The sequence below is a fragment of the Nonomuraea sp. NPDC049158 genome, from assembly GCF_040648335.1.
In the GTDB taxonomy this organism is placed as follows: Bacteria; Actinomycetota; Actinomycetes; order Streptosporangiales; family Streptosporangiaceae; genus Nonomuraea.
In genome coordinates this window covers 135,243-149,601 of sequence record NZ_JBEZDM010000009.1, presented here as the reverse complement: position 1 = coordinate 149,601, position 14,359 = coordinate 135,243, and the positions used below count along the sequence as shown (strand labels likewise).

The window sequence follows — 14,359 nt, the reverse complement described above, 5'->3', positions numbered from 1 at the left end:
CACTTCGTACGTCAACGCTCAGCTCGATATAGCTCACGCGTACGACCTCCTCTGGTCGGGCGCGGGGATCGTGGCGCCGCGGTATTCGACCGGGATGCCGCCGAGCGGGTAGTCCTTGCGCTGCGGGTGACCTTCCCAGTCGTCCGGCATCATGATGCGGGTCAGCCCGGGGTGGCCGTCGAAGACGATCCCGAAGAAGTCGTACGTCTCGCGCTCGTGCCAGTCGTGGCCCGGGAAGACGCCGACGGTCGAGGGGATGTGCGGGTCCTCGTCGGGCGCGCTCGCCTCGACGCGGACGCGCCGATTGTGGGTGATCGAGCACAGGTGGATGACCGCGTGCAGCTCCTCACCCTTCAGGTGCGGGTAGTGCACCCCGGAGACGCCGAGCGAGAGCTCGAAGCGCAGGGCCGGGTCGTCGCGGAGCTTCTGGCACACCTCGACGAGCCGCTCCCGCTTGACGTGCAGGGTGAGCTCGCCCCGGTCCACGACCACGCGCTCGATGGCGTCGTCGAGGGCCAGCGTGTCGACCAGCTCGTCGAAGTAGCCGCCGTAGGGGCGGGACGTGGACAGCTGGGGTGCCCGCCGTACGACGAGGCCGCCGTAGCCGGAGGTGTCACCCGAGTCGGTCGTGCCGAACATGCCGTGCCGGGCGACGGGCGGCTCGGCGACCGCCGGAACCTCGGGGACCTCGGCGGAGGGGACCTCGGGGAGGTTGTCGGGCGAGGTCACTTCGCGGCCCCCTGGTCGATCAGCGGCAGCGTACGCAGCGCCTGCAGCTCGAGCTCGTCGATCTGCTTGGCGCGGTGGGCGCCGAACTTCATGTTCTGGATCTTGTCGTGCAGCTTCACGATCGCGTCGATCAGCATCTCCGGCCGCGGCGGGCAGCCGGGCAGGTAGATGTCGACCGGGACGATGTGGTCCACGCCCTGCACGATGGCGTAGTTGTTGAACATGCCGCCGCTGGAGGCGCACACGCCCATCGAGATGACCCACTTGGGCTCGGCCATCTGGTCGTAGATCTGCCGCAGGACGGGAGCCATCTTCTGCGACACGCGGCCGGCGACGATCATCAGGTCGGCCTGCCGGGGAGACGCCGAAGCGCGCTCCATGCCGAAGCGCGCCAGGTCGTAGTGGGGGCCGCCGGTGGCCATCAGCTCGATGGCGCAACAGGCGAGGCCGAATGTGGCCGGCCATACGGAGTTCTTGCGCGCCCAGCCGGCGGCCTGTTCGACCGTGCTGAGGATGAACCCGCTGGGGAGTTTCTCTTCAAGTCCCATTTCTAGTCCCAGTCCAGACCCTTGCGGCGCCACACGTACGCGTAGGCGACGAGCACGGTGGCGATGAACAGCAACATCTCGACAAGCGCGAACACCCCGAGGCCCGAGGAGAGCACGCTGCCCGCGTCGTTCTTCAGCGGCGCGAAGGAGACTGCCCAGGGGTAAAGGAAAATGATCTCGATGTCGAACACGATGAAGAGCATCGCGGTGATCATGTATTTCAGCGGGAACCGTCCGCCACCGACCGGCTGGGGCGTCGGCTCGATGCCGCATTCGTAGGCGTCAAGCTTGGCGCGGTTCCAGCGCTTGGGACCGGTGAAGGGAGCGATGGCGACCGAGAAGATCGCGAAGCCCCCCGCGAGAACGGCGAGCACCAGGATGGGCACGTAAAGGTCCATCGCTACGCCTCCTCTGGAGTCGCCACGCGCGCGGGCGCGCAGCCTGATCTATGGGTGAGTCTGAGGTTCATGCTGGTGGCGCGACCTTCGAGAGTGCATTGATGATCTTGTCCGACGCATCCCCTCGCCGGTCGGTGAGATTACCAAGGAGTTTGAGCGCGAAGCGCATCAGCCTCGGGTGTGGCAGCCCATGCCGTGTTCCGAAGCTCATCACCCCTGGCTTGCCGATCGCCTGGACGAACAACCTGCCAAGCGTGAAATATCCGCCGTAGGCGTCCTTCAACACCTGAGGATAGGTGCGCAGGATCCGCTCCTGTTGCGCGGGGGTGGTCTGGCGCAGCGCCTTGACGATGGTCTCGGCGGCGATCTCGCCGGTCTCCATGGCGTAGGCGATGCCCTCGCCGTTGAACGGGTTGATCGCGCCGCCGGAATCACCGACGAGGACGAGGCCGCGGGTGTAGTGCGGCTGGCGGTTGAAGGCCATCGGGAGCGCGGCGCCGCGGATCGGGCCCCGCATGTTCTCCTCGGTGAAGCCCCACTCGGCCGGCATCGCCTTGCACCAGCGCTTGAGCAGGTCGCGGTAGTCGATGTTCTTGAACTGGTCGCTGGTGTTGAGCAGGCCCAGTCCGACGTTCGCGGTGCCGTCGCCCACGCCGAACACCCAGCCGTAGCCGGGCAGCAGCGTGTTGTCGTCCCACAGCTCCAGCCAGGTCTCCAGGTAGTCGTCGTCGTGGCGCGGGCTCTCGAAGTAGGTGCGTACGGCCACACCCATCGGGCGGTCCTCGCGCTTGTGGAGCCCCATGCCCAGGGCCAGCCGGGTGCTGTTGCCGTCGGCGGCCACCACCAGGCGGCTGCGGTAGGTGACACCGTCCTTGGTCGTCACTCCGACCACGTGCCCGCTGCGGTCATCGAGGACGGGCCCGGTGACGTTCACGCCCTCCATCAGCCGCGCTCCGGCCTTGACGGCGTTGGCGGCGACGATCTGGTCGAAGTCCTTGCGGGTGCGTACGAGGCCGAAGTCGGGGAAGCGCTCCAGCTGCGGCCAGTCGAGCTCGAAGCGGTGCCCGCCGCCCACGACCCGCAGGCCCTTGTTCCTGATCCAGCCGGGCGCGTCGATGTCGACGCCCATGTTGAGCAGCTGCTTGACCGCTCTGGGGGTCAGCCCGTCGCCGCAGACCTTCTCACGCGGGAACCTGGTCTTCTCCAGGAGCAGCACGTCGAGGCCGGCGCGAGCGAGGTAAAAGGCGGTCGCGGAACCGGCGGGACCGGCGCCGACAACGATGACATCGGCGTCAGCCTGTGTGGCTGCTGGCTCGGTCACTGGACTGTCCCGTCCTGTCCTACACGCTCGAAGGCCTCGGGGTGTGGCGCCTTCGTTCCTTTGTGAACCCCTTCACAAACTTGTCGGCCCGCAGTCTAACCCTTTTCTTGGACAAAGTGGCAGTCGGGGGCCGGTCTTCGCACAAACGAAAGCCCTCCGTCCGAGACGAAGGGCCCTGCGTCGTCGCCACGAGGAGATCAGACCTCGAACTCGCGGCGGCGCACACCCTCGATGAAGGCGCGCCACTCATCGGGCGTGAAGCAGAGCATCGGGCCCACCGGGCTGACTCCTTCGTAGCGTCACGGTTATATCCGAGCCTATCGTGAGAAATGTGACGCGGGTTACAGCAGTGCGGTCACGCTCCGTAGGCGAAACGCTACACCAGTACGGCCTGAAATTACTGGAGAAGCATCCTCGTCCAGCACCGAACCTGCCTCGGACGGCCCGCCCGACGGATAATTCCCGCGATAAACGATATCTCCGGACACGGAACCCCGACCAGATCGCGGACTTGGCGGCGTTAATGGCCGACTCGCCTTATCGAATGGGCTATCGAACCGCGCAGAACGGGCTTACGCGGGCTTGAATCCCCGGTGCATCGCGACGATGCCCATGGTGAGGTTGCGCCAGGCCACCCGCCGCCAGCCGGCCTCCTGGATGGTGCGCGCGAGTGTCGGCTGGTCCGGCCAGTCCCGGATCGACTCGGCCAGATAGGCGTAGGAGTCGTCGTTGGACCCGAAGACCGTAGCCACCCGGGGCAGCAGCTTCATCAGATATTCGCGGTAGACCAGGTCGAACGCCTCGACCTTCACGTGCGAGAACTCCAGGATCACCAGCCGCCCGCCCGGCCGCGTCACGCGCAGCATCTCCCGCAGCGCCTGCGAGGTGTCGTGCACGTTGCGCAGCGCCACCGAGATCGTCACGGCGTCGAAGGCGTCGTCGGCGAACGGCAGCCGCAGGGCGTCACCCGCGATGAACGGGACCCCGTCGCCGCTCAGCGCGTTGCCGCCGTGGCGGCGCACCCCTGTGCGCAGCATGCCGAGGGAGAAGTCGGAGGCGATCGCGCGGGCGCCCAGCGTGGTGAACGCGTCGGTGGACGTGCCGGTGCCCGCCCCCAGGTCGAGCACGATCTCGCCGGGCCCGGCGTCGACGGCGGCGGCCACCGCCTTGCGCCAGAAGCGCACCTGCCCCAGGGAGATCACATCGTTGACCAAGTCGTAGCGCCGGGCCGTGCGATCGAACATCGCGGCGACCTGATCCGGCTGCTTGTCCAGCTGAGCACGCGTCATGGCCCAAGCCTATGACCATCGCGACAATCAACAGAAAGTAGCCACACGATTACCCAACGTCTGCTAGAAATTTGCGAATGCTGGTACGTGTCGCCCTTGCGGCGATCCTCGCGACGACCCCGGTCGCGCACCCGCGCGTCGTCTCGGCCGACCCGGTCGACACCACTCCGCACGTGCTCGACGGGATCGTCAACTCCATCACCCTGGTCGGCGGCACGGTCGTCGTCGGCGGCTCGTTCAGCGAGGTCGCCGACGCCACACGGACGCACACCTACACCCGGGACAACGTCTTCGCCTACAGCCTCGCGACGGGGCACATCCTGCGTTACTTCGCGCCGCAGGTCGGCGGGCCCGTCTACAGCCTGGCCGCCGGCGACGGCGGCACGGTCTACGTCGGCGGCGACTTCCCCTCGGTCAACGGGACGCCGGCCAGGGCGCTGGCCAGGCTCAACCTCTTCGACGGCTCGGCCGTACGGGACTTCAGGCCCGGCGTCTCCGGCGGGATGGTGACCACGCTGGCCAGGCGCGGCGCGCAGCTCTACGCGGGCGGCGACTTCACCAGGCCGCGCGCGGCGCTGGCCAGGCTCGACGCGACGACCGGCGCGACCGACCCGGAGTTCGCGATCACGCCGGGGGCGCCGCTGACGCCGACGCTGCGGGTCTACGCGCTCGCCCTGACCGCCGAGCGGCTCGCGGTCGACGGCAACTTCACCACGCTCGACGGGCTGTCGAGGCCACAGCTGGGGCTGATCGACGTACGCGGCGGCGGCGCCAAGGTGGCCGACTGGCGTACCGAGGCGTACGTCCCCACCTGCATGGACACCTTTCCCTCCTACGTACGCGGCCTGGACTTCGCGCCCGACGGCACCTACTTCGCCGTCGTCACCACCGGCGGGCCGGTGCGCGGGAAGCGGCTGTGCGACAGCACGGCCAGGTTCGAGACGTACAGCAGGGGCGAGCGGATCACGCCCACCTGGGTCAACAAGACCGGCGGCGACTCACTCTACGCAGTGGCGGTGACCGGCGCGGCGATCTACGTCGGCGGCCACCAGCGATGGCTGAACAATCCGCTGGGCCACGACTCGGCCGGGCCTGGAGCGGTGCCCCGCGAGGGCATCGGCGCCATTCATCCGCTCACCGGAATGGCGCTGACTTGGAATCCTGGCCGGGAGCGCGGGATCGGGGTCAAGGCATTTCTGGCGTACAGCGGCGGACTACTCGTTGGTAGCGACACAACGAGACTCGGACGGGAGTACCATGCCCGGATTGGCATGTTCCCCCTGCCCTAGTCGCCCTGCGGCTTGGGCCGGTCGATCTTGTCGCTGATGCGAGTGCTAAGGGCGTCGCGCTGCTTGGAGAGCAAGACGTAGCTGGCGAAGCCGCTGATCAAGAAAGCCACGATGATCAGTATCACCGGGTTTTGCAGGCCAAGCAGGCGCAGCACGCCAAGTGTCACGACAAACAGGCCGATCCGCGACGCGGTGTATACGAGAACGGGATGCACAGATCGAGGTTACTCGCCCTGTGTGACACGGTCGCTCTTCGCATCGGGCGCCAGCACTGCTAGTGTCCCAGTTAGGGTGTTTCGTAAAGAAACACCCACGAGAGCCCCAAAGAGGCTCTATCATATAACAATCGGGCAGTCAGCTGATAACAACCCGTGATCTTTGTCGAAAACCACGGATAAATCAGGCTTCGCTCGACACACTGGTTACCTGTCCGCCCGCTGGCAGGAAGCGGGATGCGAGGGGGAGAGATTGGTGGAGAGTAGCAGCGAGCGTCTGCTGACCCCAGGAGAGGTTGCCGCCCTCTTCCGGGTAGACCCAAAGACGGTTACACGCTGGGCCGCGGCAGGTCGCATCAGCAGTATCCGCACCCCCGGGGGGCATCGTCGGTTCCGCGAGTCGGAAGTGCATGCCCTTCTTCGAGGCGAGGACGTTCTAACGGCCGACAGGTCGGGCGAGTCCCCGCGTGTTTGACGTTCCATCAGACGGTGATCCTGCCCGCAGGGTCGCCGTCTCCCCCTGCCTGTAAACGTCATCAGAGGCCCCTCGACCTCCCACCCCGGCCTAGGCGTCTTCCTGCTCCGCCTTGAAGGCCAGGAACTCCTGCTCCAGGTCGTCGTTGTCGATCAGCCAGCGCTCCCGGCGGTCCGCCGCCTCCTCCTCCGTCAGGGACTCCGGCAGCCACGTGTCGTAGTCGGGGTCGCCAGGTTCGAGTTCCACGTACGCGTTGCCGATGAGACGCCCGTCTTCGCTGGTCAGGCTCTGCGGCACGCGGAGGGTCCCGTCAGCGAGCCGGATGACGTACATGGCTCATCACCTAGATTCCGTAGCGCCGGTTGAAGAACAGCATGACGTTGAGCGCCGAGCGCGTGTCGCCGCCCAGCATGTCGACGAGGGCCGGTCGCTGGCGCGAGGCGATCGCGGCGAACGCGTCGGCGAAGAACTCCTTGCGCCCCAGCCCGTCCCCCTGGCGGTGGAACGCGGAGACCAGGAGCGGCGTGATGTCCTCGTACAGCGTCGCGAATTCCCGGGAATCCGACACCCAATCCCCGTAAGCCGAGTCGACGTCGTCGATGGCGTGCCCGACCTCGTGCATCATCACGTCGGGCGTGGGCGAGGGGCGGTCACCCACCACGATCTTCCCGTCGCCGTAGGCTCCGGCGCAGATGTCCCACGAGGCCCGGCCGGACGGCAGGGGGGCGCCGCGCAGGTAGCCCATGTCGTCCAGATCCGGTACGCCGCCCGCGCCCACATAGATGCCTTCGAGACCGGCGGCGAGCTTCTCCTTCAGCAGGTCGGGCAGCATGGCCAGGCTCTCCACGGCCCGCACCACCTCCGGCGACGGCGGCCCCTCCCGGGCGTCCCACTGGCGGTGCAGGATGGTCTCCAGCTTCCCGCAGTGCCGCAGGCCGTCGCCGAGCGAGGGGGCGTCGGGGCGGTGGGGTCGCGCGCGGAGCACCACGTCGTCGAGCTCGAAGTCGTGCCACGTGTACGGCGGGCGGTCCACCACGGCGGCCGACAGCCGCTCCCCCGCCTCCCAACGCCGCGGCTCCCCGGCTTCGGCAATATCCCAGCGCCGCGCCTCTCCACCTTCAGCGCCATCCCAGCGCCTCGGTTGCCCGGCTTCAGCGACCTCCCAGCCCTGCGTCTGCCCGGCTTCGGCGACCTCCCACTGCCGAAACTCCCCCTGCTGCCGGAGCTCCTCCTGCTGCCGGAACTCCTCCTGTCGGCGGCGTCCCGCCCAGGACGACCACCCCTGGGAACCGTCTCCGCCGGCCTGGCGCCGCTCGCGACCTACCCAACCGAACAGCGCGAAGCTCCCCTCACTCCCGATCGAGTCCCGTCCGGCGGGCTCCCGGCCCGGCCACCCGCGTCCTGGCCCATCCCGCTCGGCTCGCTTGCGCTCCCTGTGCTCATGGTCCGAGCGCCCGTAGTCGGGCCACTCGTGATCCGGCCGCTCGGACGCCGGGCGGTCACGGCCCTTGGCCCCGCCCCCGGAGCCAGGCCACCCGCGCCTGTCCCCGCCGCGCTTGTCCCCTCCGCGCTTGTCTCCACCGGGCTTGTCCCCTCCGGGCCACCCTTGCCTGTCCCCGCCGGCGCCGGGACGCCACGGCCAGGACAGCCGCCCCGGGCGGTCCTCGCGGGCCCGGTCCGGCCGTCCGGCCGGGCCGGGTCTGCCGGGGGGCATACTCCGGTCGTTCGTCCAGAAGGAGCGATCCGCGTCAGGGGGCGCCTCACTGCGGCGGGAGAAGAGATACGACCCGCGCCGCCACCAACGACCCCGCCGATGGCGGCCCTTGTCGTTAGAAAAGGCCATCGCACCCCTCAACGCCGTGGGACGCCCGCGCGCATGGCACCCGGCCGCCCAGAACGGCGGTCCCAGCGGGCGGACGCCGCTGAATCGAGTCCACCGTACGACGTAGGTCTCGCCGGAGTCACCTGAAATGGGACAACGGGAAAACACGATCACGACGCGAATGGCTTACAGTTCGGACATGGTAGGTGTCGTTATCGGCCTGGCGCTGCTGGCCTTCTGGCTCTACTCGTTGTTCGACGTCATCACCACGCCGGAGGAAGAGGTACGGAACGTACCAAAACCGCTCTGGGTGCTCGTCGTCGCGCTGGTGCCCCTGGTGGGCGGGGCCGTCTGGATGATCCGCGGCCGTCCCCAGCAGACCCGCGAGACCTGGCCGGTCCCCCCGCGACCGGGCTCCCGCCGCCGCTCGACCCCCAAGGGCCCGGACGACGACCCCGAATTCCTCCGCGACCTCGACCGCCGCATGCGAGGCGACGACAGCTAGAGCGGTGTCCACGACCGTTCGCCGGACATCGGTTCTCCCTCGCCCATGACGCATGGGCGACTTCCCCGAAGTGGGCACCCCTCCAAGACCCCAGCCAGGACGGACCGTCTTCGTCCCCTCCCAAGGGACCGCTACCCCGACGGACCGTCCTTTTCATTCACCCCCGGAGGGGCATCCCCACAGGGAGGTCAGCCACCACGGACCGCCCGCTTCCCCATCCCCCAGGGACACCAGCCACCACGGACCGTCACACGAAACGAAACGGCCGTGGGACAGACGATCACCCAGACACATCCGCGTAGCTGTGCAGCCCCGAGATGAACATGTTGACCCCCACCAGGTTGAACAGCAGGCACCCGAACGCCAAGAGTTGCACGATCGTCGCCGCCCGCCCGCGCCATCCCGCGGTAACTCGAGCGTGGAGGTAGGCGGCGTAAGCCACCCATGTGATGAAGGCCCAGACCTCCTTGGGGTCCCAACCCCAGTAGCGACCCCAGGCCTTGTCGGCCCAGAGAGCACCGGCGATGACGGCGAAGGTCCACACCGGGAAGGCGAAGACGATGGCGCGGTGGGCCGCCCGCTCCAGGTCGGCCCGTGACGGCAGCCGTGACATCCCATCGCCGCGAATCAGGTAGAGGATGCCCGCCACACCGGCCACGATGAACAGGCCGCTCGCCAGGATCGCCGCCGTCACGTGGATGGCCACCCAGTACGAGTTGAGCGCCGGCACGACCGGGCCCGCCGCCGTGTAGAGCACCTTGACCGCGAAGCCGAGCCCCAGGGCGGCCGTCACCATGACGAAGGCGCCGAGGAAGCGGACGTTCTGCCGGAGCTGGGTGCCGAGGAAGGCGGTGACCGCGGCGAAGCAGATGGCCACCACGAACTCGTACATGTTGCCCCAGGGCCACCGGTCCACGGCCAGGCCCCGGGTGACGATGGCGGCCAGGTTCGCGGCCCAGCCGAGCCAGCCGAGCGCCATGGCCGCCCAGCCGGCCTTGCCCGCCCAGGCCGGCGGCTCGACGACCGGCTCCGGCGCGACAGGCACATCCGAAGCGACAGAGGCGCCTGAGGAGCCGACTCCGGCTCCCACGGGCTGCCTGGCGCGTACGGCGGCCGAGTCGGCCTGGGAGCGGCCGAAGGCCAGATCCAGCGCGAACCCGATCATGGCGGCCAGATAGAGCAGGACAGCGGCGACGACGAAGAGGTCGCTCACCCCGGCCAGTTGCTGCTCAGCGGGCATCCTTGCCTCCAGCTGATAGGACCTTGACGATGTCGGCGAACTCCTCGGTGAAGCCCGCCGCGGACCCTTCGGTACGGGTAAGACCGCCGACCTCGGCCACGCCGTCCTTGACCCGCACCCACACCCGGCGGCGGCGGATCATCAGCGACAGCGCGATGGCCACCACGGCCGTGCCCGCGGCGATCAGGGCGGGCAGCCGCCCCGGGTCGTAGGCGATCTGGAGCGTCATCCACTCCTTGAACCCGGTGAACTCCAGCTTTCCCGCCCCCTTGGGCAAGTCGATCGACCCCCCGACCGCGAGTGGCGCCTGGCCGGTGCCCATGACCAGCGGGGTGAGCTTGCGCATCACCTCGGGCGGCGCGAGCTCGTAGACGGACTGCGGCCGCCCGGAGCGTACGCCCAGGTCGCCGGAGAAGGCCCCGAGGAGCTGGACCTGGGGGTTGAGCGCGCCGGGGAAGAGAGAGGCCCCCGCGCCGTCACCCGTGGGCAGGAAGCGCAGCAGGAACCCGAGCTGCGACGGCTGGGCGTCGGGCACCTTGACCACGCAGCCCGAGGTGAGCGTGAGCTTGATCTCGATCAGGCAGGGGACGGGCCCTTCGAAGGCGACCTGCCCCTTGCCGTCGGTGACCTTGAAGACGGGCGCGTAGCCGTGGCCGAGGAGGTAGGTCTGGGTGCCGTTGACCTCCAGCGGCTCGTTGACCTTGAGCGTGTAGTCGCGCGTGGGCGCCCCGGGCGCGTCGTTGACCTTCATGTAGGCGGAGTAGTCGAGCTCCTGCCCCCTCTTGGGGCCCTCGACCTGGTAGGTGGTCTGGAAGTCCGTGAGCGTGAACGAGAACGGCTCCAGCGACTCCGCCGACACCTGATTGCCCGGGATGAACCGGTCGTAGGCGGCGACCGTGTTGGCGAAGCCGTCGCCCTCGACCACCAGCACGTTGCCGCGGTAGCCGTACAGGGAGCCGAACCCGATCGCGACGAGCAGGCCGAGCAGGGAGATGTGGAAGAGCAGGTTGCCCGTCTCGCGCAGGTAGCCCTTCTCCGCAGCCACCCAGCCGTCGCCGACCTCGACGCGGAAGCGGAGCCGGCGCAGCCGCCCGGCGGCCTCCTCGACCGTCAGCGGGTCGTCCAGCCGCGAGAAGTGCGGCAGGCGCGACAGGTTGCGCGGCGCGGCCGGTGGGCGGCGGCGCAGCTCGCGCACGTAGGTGGCGGTGCGCGGCAGGACGCAGCCGATCAGCGAGGTGAACAGCAGCAGGTAGATCGCGGCGAACCAGGCCGAGGTGAAGACGTCGAACAGCTGGAAGCGGTCGTACCACTCGGCGAGCGTCGGGTCGTTCTGGAAGAGCGCCGCCACCTTGTCGGGATCGACGCCGCGCTGCGGCACCAGCGAGCCGGGCACGGACGCCAGCGCGAACAGGAACAGCAGGATCAGCGCCGTCTTCATCGAGGTGAGCGTGCGCCAGCCCCAGCGCAGCCAGCCCACGGGCCCCATGCCGGCGGGCCGCGCCCGCTCCTTCTCGAGCTCGTCGACGGTCATCAGATCACCGGCCTGAAGGCGCCGATCAGACCCTGCATGGTCGCGATCATCTCTCCCCAGAGGCCGGTCACCAGCAGGATGCCGACGGCCACCATCATGCCGCCGCCGATCCTGGTGATCAGCTGTGAGTGCTTGCGGATCGCGCGGAACGTACGCAGGGCCTTGGTGTAGGCGAGGGCGGCGGCCACGAAGGGCAGTCCGAGTCCCAGCGCGTACGCCACGGCGAGCAGCGCGCCACGCGAGGCGCTGCCCTCGTTCAGGCCGAGCCCGAGCACGACGGCCAGCGTGGGCCCGATGCACGGCGTCCAGCCCAGCCCGAACACCACGCCCAGCAGCGGCGCCCCGGCCAGCCCGGCGGCGGGCAGCTTGTGGATGCGCACGTCGCGCATCAGGCCGGGCAGTACGCCCAGGAAGGCCAGGCCGAGCAGGATCGTCAGCACGCCGAGCACCCGCGTGATGATCTCCGCGTTGCCCAGCATGACCGCGCCGAGGCCGCCGAACAGCGCGCCGCTGAGCACGAACACCAGCCCGAAACCGGCCACGAACAGCACCGTGCCGAGCACCAGCCGTCCCCGTTTGGGGTCCTCGCTCATGCCCGTCACGTACGACAGGTAGCCAGGGACGAGGGGCAGCACGCACGGCGACAGGAAGGACACCACCCCGGCCAGCACCGCGATGGGCACGGCCAGGAGCAGCGAGCCCGAGGCGACGACGTCATTCATCGCGCACCTTGGTCACCGCGTTCATCAGGTCGGTGTACTTGACCGCGCCCAGCGCCCTGGCGGCGATCCTGCCCTGCGCGTCGATGATCAGCGTGGACGGGATGGCCGCCGGCGGCACCGTGCCCTGGAAGGCCAGCGCGACCTTGCCCGGCTGGTCGAAGATGCTCGGGTAGCCGGTCTGCTCGGTGCGTTCGAACGCCTGCGCGTCGGCCTTGCGGTCCTTGAAGTCGACGCCGAGGAACTCCACGCCGCCCTTGGTCTTGGCGGCGACCTCCTTCAGCACCGGAGCCTCGGCCCGGCACGGGCCGCACCACGACGCCCAGAAGTTGAGCACCACGACCTTGCCCTTGTGGGCGGCGAGCGACGCGGTCGCGCCGTCGAGGGTCTGCCCGCCGACCTCGGGGGCGGCGTGGCGGTCGGCGACGTCGAACAGCTGCATCTTCCCGTCGCCCGCGACGAAACGGGTGTCACCCGCCTGCGGCTGGCCCGACTGGTTGGCGCCCGCGCAGCCCGCGAGACCGCCCGCGACCAGGACGGCCATGAGGACATGGGAGATGGACTTGGCGCGCACGGAGGAAGATCTCCTTGTACTACGACCGGTAGAGCTTGCAACTCTACCGGCGAGGTCAGGCGCCCGGGACGCTGGGGCCCGTCGCCAGTGATCCGGCGGGCTCGCTGTAGCCGACGCTGACCAGACGATCGCCGTCGAAGGTGAGCGTGGTGAGGCTGGCCAGGTTGCACTGCCTGCGCCGGGGGTCGTGCCAGAGCCGGCGGCCCTCAGCCGCCATCCTGATCGACCAGATCGGCAGCTGGTGGCTGACCAGGAGCGCCTCGTGCCCGCGCGCCTCCGCCCTGACCTCCTCGATGATCGAGCGCATCCGCTTGACGATCGCCGGATAGGGCTCGCCCCAGGACGGGCGCAGCGGGTTCCAGAAGTAGCGGTAGTTCTTGGGATCGCGCAGGACCGCCAGGCCCTGGCCGACCTTGCGGCCCTGGAGCATGTTGGCGGCCTCGATCAGCCGCTCGTCGGTCCGCACCGGCAGCTCCAGCAGCGCGGCCAGGGGGGCGATGGTCTCCTGCGCGCGTTCGAGCGGCGAGCTGTAGAGGGTGACGATGTCACGGCCCGCCACCGACTTGGCCACCGTCTCGGCCATCAGCCGGCCGGTCTCGGACAGGTGGTAGCCGGGCAGCCTGCCGTACAGGACGCCTTCGGGATTGTGCACCTCACCGTGGCGCATCAGGTGAACTACGGTGGTTTCAGCCATGGTGTGCCACAGCCTATCCCGCTCTGCCCGTTCCGCGATCTCAGGCGCCCCGGACGCTAGGCGACCGCCCAGGCGTTCTCCTTCGTACGGCTGGCGTCGGCGAGCGCCTCGACCGCGGCCCGGATCGCCGGCCGCCGGGCCGCGTCGCTCCGCCAGATGACGTAGATGCGGCGCGACTGCCGAGGCCGCAGCGGCACCACGGCCACCCCGTCGGGCACGCAGTCGCGTCCCAGCCGGGGGATGATCGCGCAGCCGAGCCCGGCCGCCACCAGCGCCATCTGGGTCGGATATTCGTCTGCCATGCAGGAGATCTCGGGCTCGAGCTGCGCGTTACGCAGCGTGTAGACCAGCCAGTCGTGGCAGACGGTGCCGGGCGAGGAGCTGATCCACCGCTCGTTCGCGGGCAGCGCGGCCAGCTCGACCTCCTTGTTGCCGGCCAGCGGATGGTCCGCGGGCAGCAGGATGTCGGCGATGTCGTCGAGCAACGTGGACCGGGACAGCCCTTCGGGCAGGGCGATCGGCCGGTTCAGCCAGTCCTGGATGACGCCCAGGTCGAGCTCGCCCCTGGCCACGTCGCGCACGATGCGCTCCGGCTCGCGCTCGTGCATCTGGACGTGCAGGTCGGGATGACGCCGCTTGAGCGCGGTCAGGGCGGAGGGCATCAGCCCGCGCGCCGCCGTCGGGAACGCGGACATGTTCAGCCGTCCCACGACCTCGCCGCGCAGCGCCTCGAAGTCCGCCTCGGCGGTCTCCACCAGGGCCAGGATCCGCTCGGCGTGGTCGGCGAGCAGCCCGGCGGCGTCCGTCAGCCGGACCCCGCGCCCGTTGCGCTCCATGAGGCGGGCGCCGGTCTCACGCTCCAGCTTGGCGATCTGCTGCGACACGGCCGACGGCGTCACCATGAGCGCGTCGGCCGCGGCACCCACCGAGCCGTAGATGTGCACAGCGTGAAGGGCCTTGAGACGGTTCAAGTCCAACATGTAAGCCAGTCTAAAGGGTTTAGCGTAGAA

The 14,359-nt window shown here is 69.1% G+C and carries 18 protein-coding genes; 3 read left to right on the top strand and 15 right to left on the bottom strand.

Annotation, left to right across the window (positions count from 1 at the left end):
- Positions 1 to 33: 33 nt before the first annotated feature.
- From AB0B61_RS21335 to AB0B61_RS21310, 6 genes are all read right to left on the bottom strand, one after another.
- Complete coding sequence (locus AB0B61_RS21335) at positions 34 to 729, bottom strand: NADH-quinone oxidoreductase subunit C (RefSeq protein WP_358434282.1); 696 nt, start codon at positions 727 to 729, stop codon at positions 34 to 36.
- A complete protein-coding gene (locus AB0B61_RS21330; protein WP_219529166.1) occupies positions 726 to 1,277 on the bottom strand; it encodes an NADH-quinone oxidoreductase subunit B in 552 nt (183 codons plus the stop codon). Before AB0B61_RS21330 ends, AB0B61_RS21335 begins: the two co-directional genes overlap by 4 nt.
- A 2-nt stretch (positions 1,278 to 1,279) precedes the next feature.
- Positions 1,280 to 1,675 (bottom strand): NADH-quinone oxidoreductase subunit A, encoded by a 396-nt coding sequence (locus tag AB0B61_RS21325; protein ID WP_358434279.1) that lies wholly within the window; start codon positions 1,673 to 1,675, stop codon positions 1,280 to 1,282.
- 67 nt (positions 1,676 to 1,742) lie between these two features.
- Positions 1,743 to 2,996, bottom strand: a complete 1,254-nt coding sequence (locus AB0B61_RS21320; protein ID WP_358434276.1) for a geranylgeranyl reductase family protein — start codon at positions 2,994 to 2,996, stop codon at positions 1,743 to 1,745.
- Positions 2,997 to 3,193: 197 nt separating this feature from the next.
- Complete coding sequence (locus tag AB0B61_RS21315; RefSeq protein WP_358434786.1) at positions 3,194 to 3,274, bottom strand: DUF397 domain-containing protein; 81 nt, start codon at positions 3,272 to 3,274, stop codon at positions 3,194 to 3,196.
- 294 nt (positions 3,275 to 3,568) lie between these two features.
- The gene (locus AB0B61_RS21310) at positions 3,569 to 4,285 is read right to left on the bottom strand and encodes a demethylmenaquinone methyltransferase (protein WP_358434273.1); all 717 of its coding nucleotides are present in this window, start codon (positions 4,283 to 4,285) and stop codon (positions 3,569 to 3,571) included.
- Positions 4,286 to 4,362: 77 nt separating this feature from the next.
- Here AB0B61_RS21310 and AB0B61_RS21305 point away from each other — a divergent pair, with 77 nt between their 5' ends.
- The gene (locus tag AB0B61_RS21305) at positions 4,363 to 5,574 is read left to right on the top strand and encodes a hypothetical protein (protein ID WP_358434270.1); all 1,212 of its coding nucleotides are present in this window, start codon (positions 4,363 to 4,365) and stop codon (positions 5,572 to 5,574) included.
- Here AB0B61_RS21305 and AB0B61_RS21300 read toward each other — a convergent pair.
- Positions 5,571 to 5,789 carry a DUF4229 domain-containing protein gene (locus AB0B61_RS21300; protein WP_358434267.1) on the bottom strand — a complete coding sequence of 73 codons (219 nt, stop codon included), beginning with the start codon at positions 5,787 to 5,789 and terminating at the stop codon, positions 5,571 to 5,573. The two genes, AB0B61_RS21305 and AB0B61_RS21300, sit on opposite strands and share 4 nt — an antisense overlap.
- Positions 5,790 to 6,045: 256 nt before the next feature.
- On the opposite strand from AB0B61_RS21300, the gene AB0B61_RS21295 reads away from it, so the two are divergent.
- Entirely contained in the window at positions 6,046 to 6,264 is a 219-nt protein-coding gene (locus AB0B61_RS21295; protein WP_225298932.1) for a BldC family transcriptional regulator, read from the top strand.
- A gap of 90 nt (positions 6,265 to 6,354) precedes the next feature.
- On the opposite strand, the gene AB0B61_RS21290 is transcribed toward AB0B61_RS21295, so the two are convergent.
- Both AB0B61_RS21290 and AB0B61_RS21285 read right to left on the bottom strand, forming a co-directional pair.
- Entirely contained in the window at positions 6,355 to 6,597 is a 243-nt protein-coding gene (locus AB0B61_RS21290) for a hypothetical protein (RefSeq protein ID WP_358434265.1), read from the bottom strand.
- A 10-nt stretch (positions 6,598 to 6,607) separates the two neighbouring features.
- The gene (locus AB0B61_RS21285) at positions 6,608 to 7,978 is read right to left on the bottom strand and encodes a hypothetical protein (protein WP_358434262.1); all 1,371 of its coding nucleotides are present in this window, start codon (positions 7,976 to 7,978) and stop codon (positions 6,608 to 6,610) included.
- 307 nt (positions 7,979 to 8,285) lie between these two features.
- On the opposite strand from AB0B61_RS21285, the gene AB0B61_RS21280 reads away from it, so the two are divergent.
- Positions 8,286 to 8,591, top strand: coding sequence for a PLDc N-terminal domain-containing protein (locus AB0B61_RS21280; RefSeq protein WP_358434259.1), 306 nt, complete (start codon positions 8,286 to 8,288; stop codon positions 8,589 to 8,591).
- A 280-nt stretch (positions 8,592 to 8,871) separates the two neighbouring features.
- On the opposite strand, the gene ccsA is transcribed toward AB0B61_RS21280, so the two are convergent.
- From ccsA to AB0B61_RS21250, 6 genes are read right to left on the bottom strand one after another with little or no spacing between them, the layout of a single operon-like run.
- The gene (gene ccsA / locus AB0B61_RS21275; RefSeq protein ID WP_358434256.1) at positions 8,872 to 9,831 is read right to left on the bottom strand and encodes a cytochrome c biogenesis protein CcsA; all 960 of its coding nucleotides are present in this window, start codon (positions 9,829 to 9,831) and stop codon (positions 8,872 to 8,874) included.
- Positions 9,821 to 11,362: a cytochrome c biogenesis protein ResB gene (locus AB0B61_RS21270; protein WP_358434253.1), complete on the bottom strand. Its 1,542-nt coding sequence runs from the start codon at positions 11,360 to 11,362 to the stop codon at positions 9,821 to 9,823. Before AB0B61_RS21270 ends, ccsA begins: the two co-directional genes overlap by 11 nt.
- On the bottom strand, positions 11,362 to 12,084 hold the full coding sequence (locus AB0B61_RS21265; RefSeq protein ID WP_358434250.1) for a cytochrome c biogenesis protein CcdA: 723 nt from the start codon (positions 12,082 to 12,084) through the stop codon (positions 11,362 to 11,364). Before AB0B61_RS21265 ends, AB0B61_RS21270 begins: the two co-directional genes overlap by 1 nt.
- Entirely contained in the window at positions 12,077 to 12,655 is a 579-nt protein-coding gene (locus AB0B61_RS21260) for a TlpA disulfide reductase family protein (protein ID WP_358434247.1), read from the bottom strand. The genes AB0B61_RS21265 and AB0B61_RS21260 overlap by 8 nt, the downstream gene beginning before the upstream one ends.
- A 55-nt stretch (positions 12,656 to 12,710) precedes the next feature.
- On the bottom strand, positions 12,711 to 13,349 hold the full coding sequence (locus AB0B61_RS21255) for a histidine phosphatase family protein (protein ID WP_358434245.1): 639 nt from the start codon (positions 13,347 to 13,349) through the stop codon (positions 12,711 to 12,713).
- 56 nt (positions 13,350 to 13,405) lie between these two features.
- A complete protein-coding gene (locus AB0B61_RS21250; RefSeq protein ID WP_358434242.1) occupies positions 13,406 to 14,329 on the bottom strand; it encodes a LysR family transcriptional regulator in 924 nt (307 codons plus the stop codon).
- Positions 14,330 to 14,359 lie beyond the last annotated feature (30 nt).

Bases quoted from the DNA above. Each gene is read 5' to 3' on its own strand.
- AB0B61_RS21330 (WP_219529166.1), bottom strand. From the start codon at position 1,277: ATGGGACTTGAAGAGAAACTCCCCAGCGGGTTCATCCTCAGCACGGTC.
- AB0B61_RS21325 (WP_358434279.1), bottom strand. From the start codon at position 1,675: ATGGACCTTTACGTGCCCATCCTGGTGCTCGCCGTTCTCGCGGGGGGC.
- AB0B61_RS21310 (WP_358434273.1), bottom strand. From the start codon at position 4,285: ATGACGCGTGCTCAGCTGGACAAGCAGCCGGATCAGGTCGCCGCGATG.
- AB0B61_RS21305 (WP_358434270.1), top strand. From the start codon at position 4,363: ATGCTGGTACGTGTCGCCCTTGCGGCGATCCTCGCGACGACCCCGGTC.
- AB0B61_RS21290 (WP_358434265.1), bottom strand. From the start codon at position 6,597: ATGTACGTCATCCGGCTCGCTGACGGGACCCTCCGCGTGCCGCAGAGC.
- AB0B61_RS21285 (WP_358434262.1), bottom strand. From the start codon at position 7,978: ATGCCCCCCGGCAGACCCGGCCCGGCCGGACGGCCGGACCGGGCCCGC.
- AB0B61_RS21280 (WP_358434259.1), top strand. From the start codon at position 8,286: ATGGTAGGTGTCGTTATCGGCCTGGCGCTGCTGGCCTTCTGGCTCTAC.
- ccsA (WP_358434256.1), bottom strand. From the start codon at position 9,831: ATGCCCGCTGAGCAGCAACTGGCCGGGGTGAGCGACCTCTTCGTCGTC.
- AB0B61_RS21270 (WP_358434253.1), bottom strand. From the start codon at position 11,362: ATGACCGTCGACGAGCTCGAGAAGGAGCGGGCGCGGCCCGCCGGCATG.
- AB0B61_RS21265 (WP_358434250.1), bottom strand. From the start codon at position 12,084: ATGAATGACGTCGTCGCCTCGGGCTCGCTGCTCCTGGCCGTGCCCATC.
- AB0B61_RS21255 (WP_358434245.1), bottom strand. From the start codon at position 13,349: ATGGCTGAAACCACCGTAGTTCACCTGATGCGCCACGGTGAGGTGCAC.
- AB0B61_RS21250 (WP_358434242.1), bottom strand. From the start codon at position 14,329: ATGTTGGACTTGAACCGTCTCAAGGCCCTTCACGCTGTGCACATCTAC.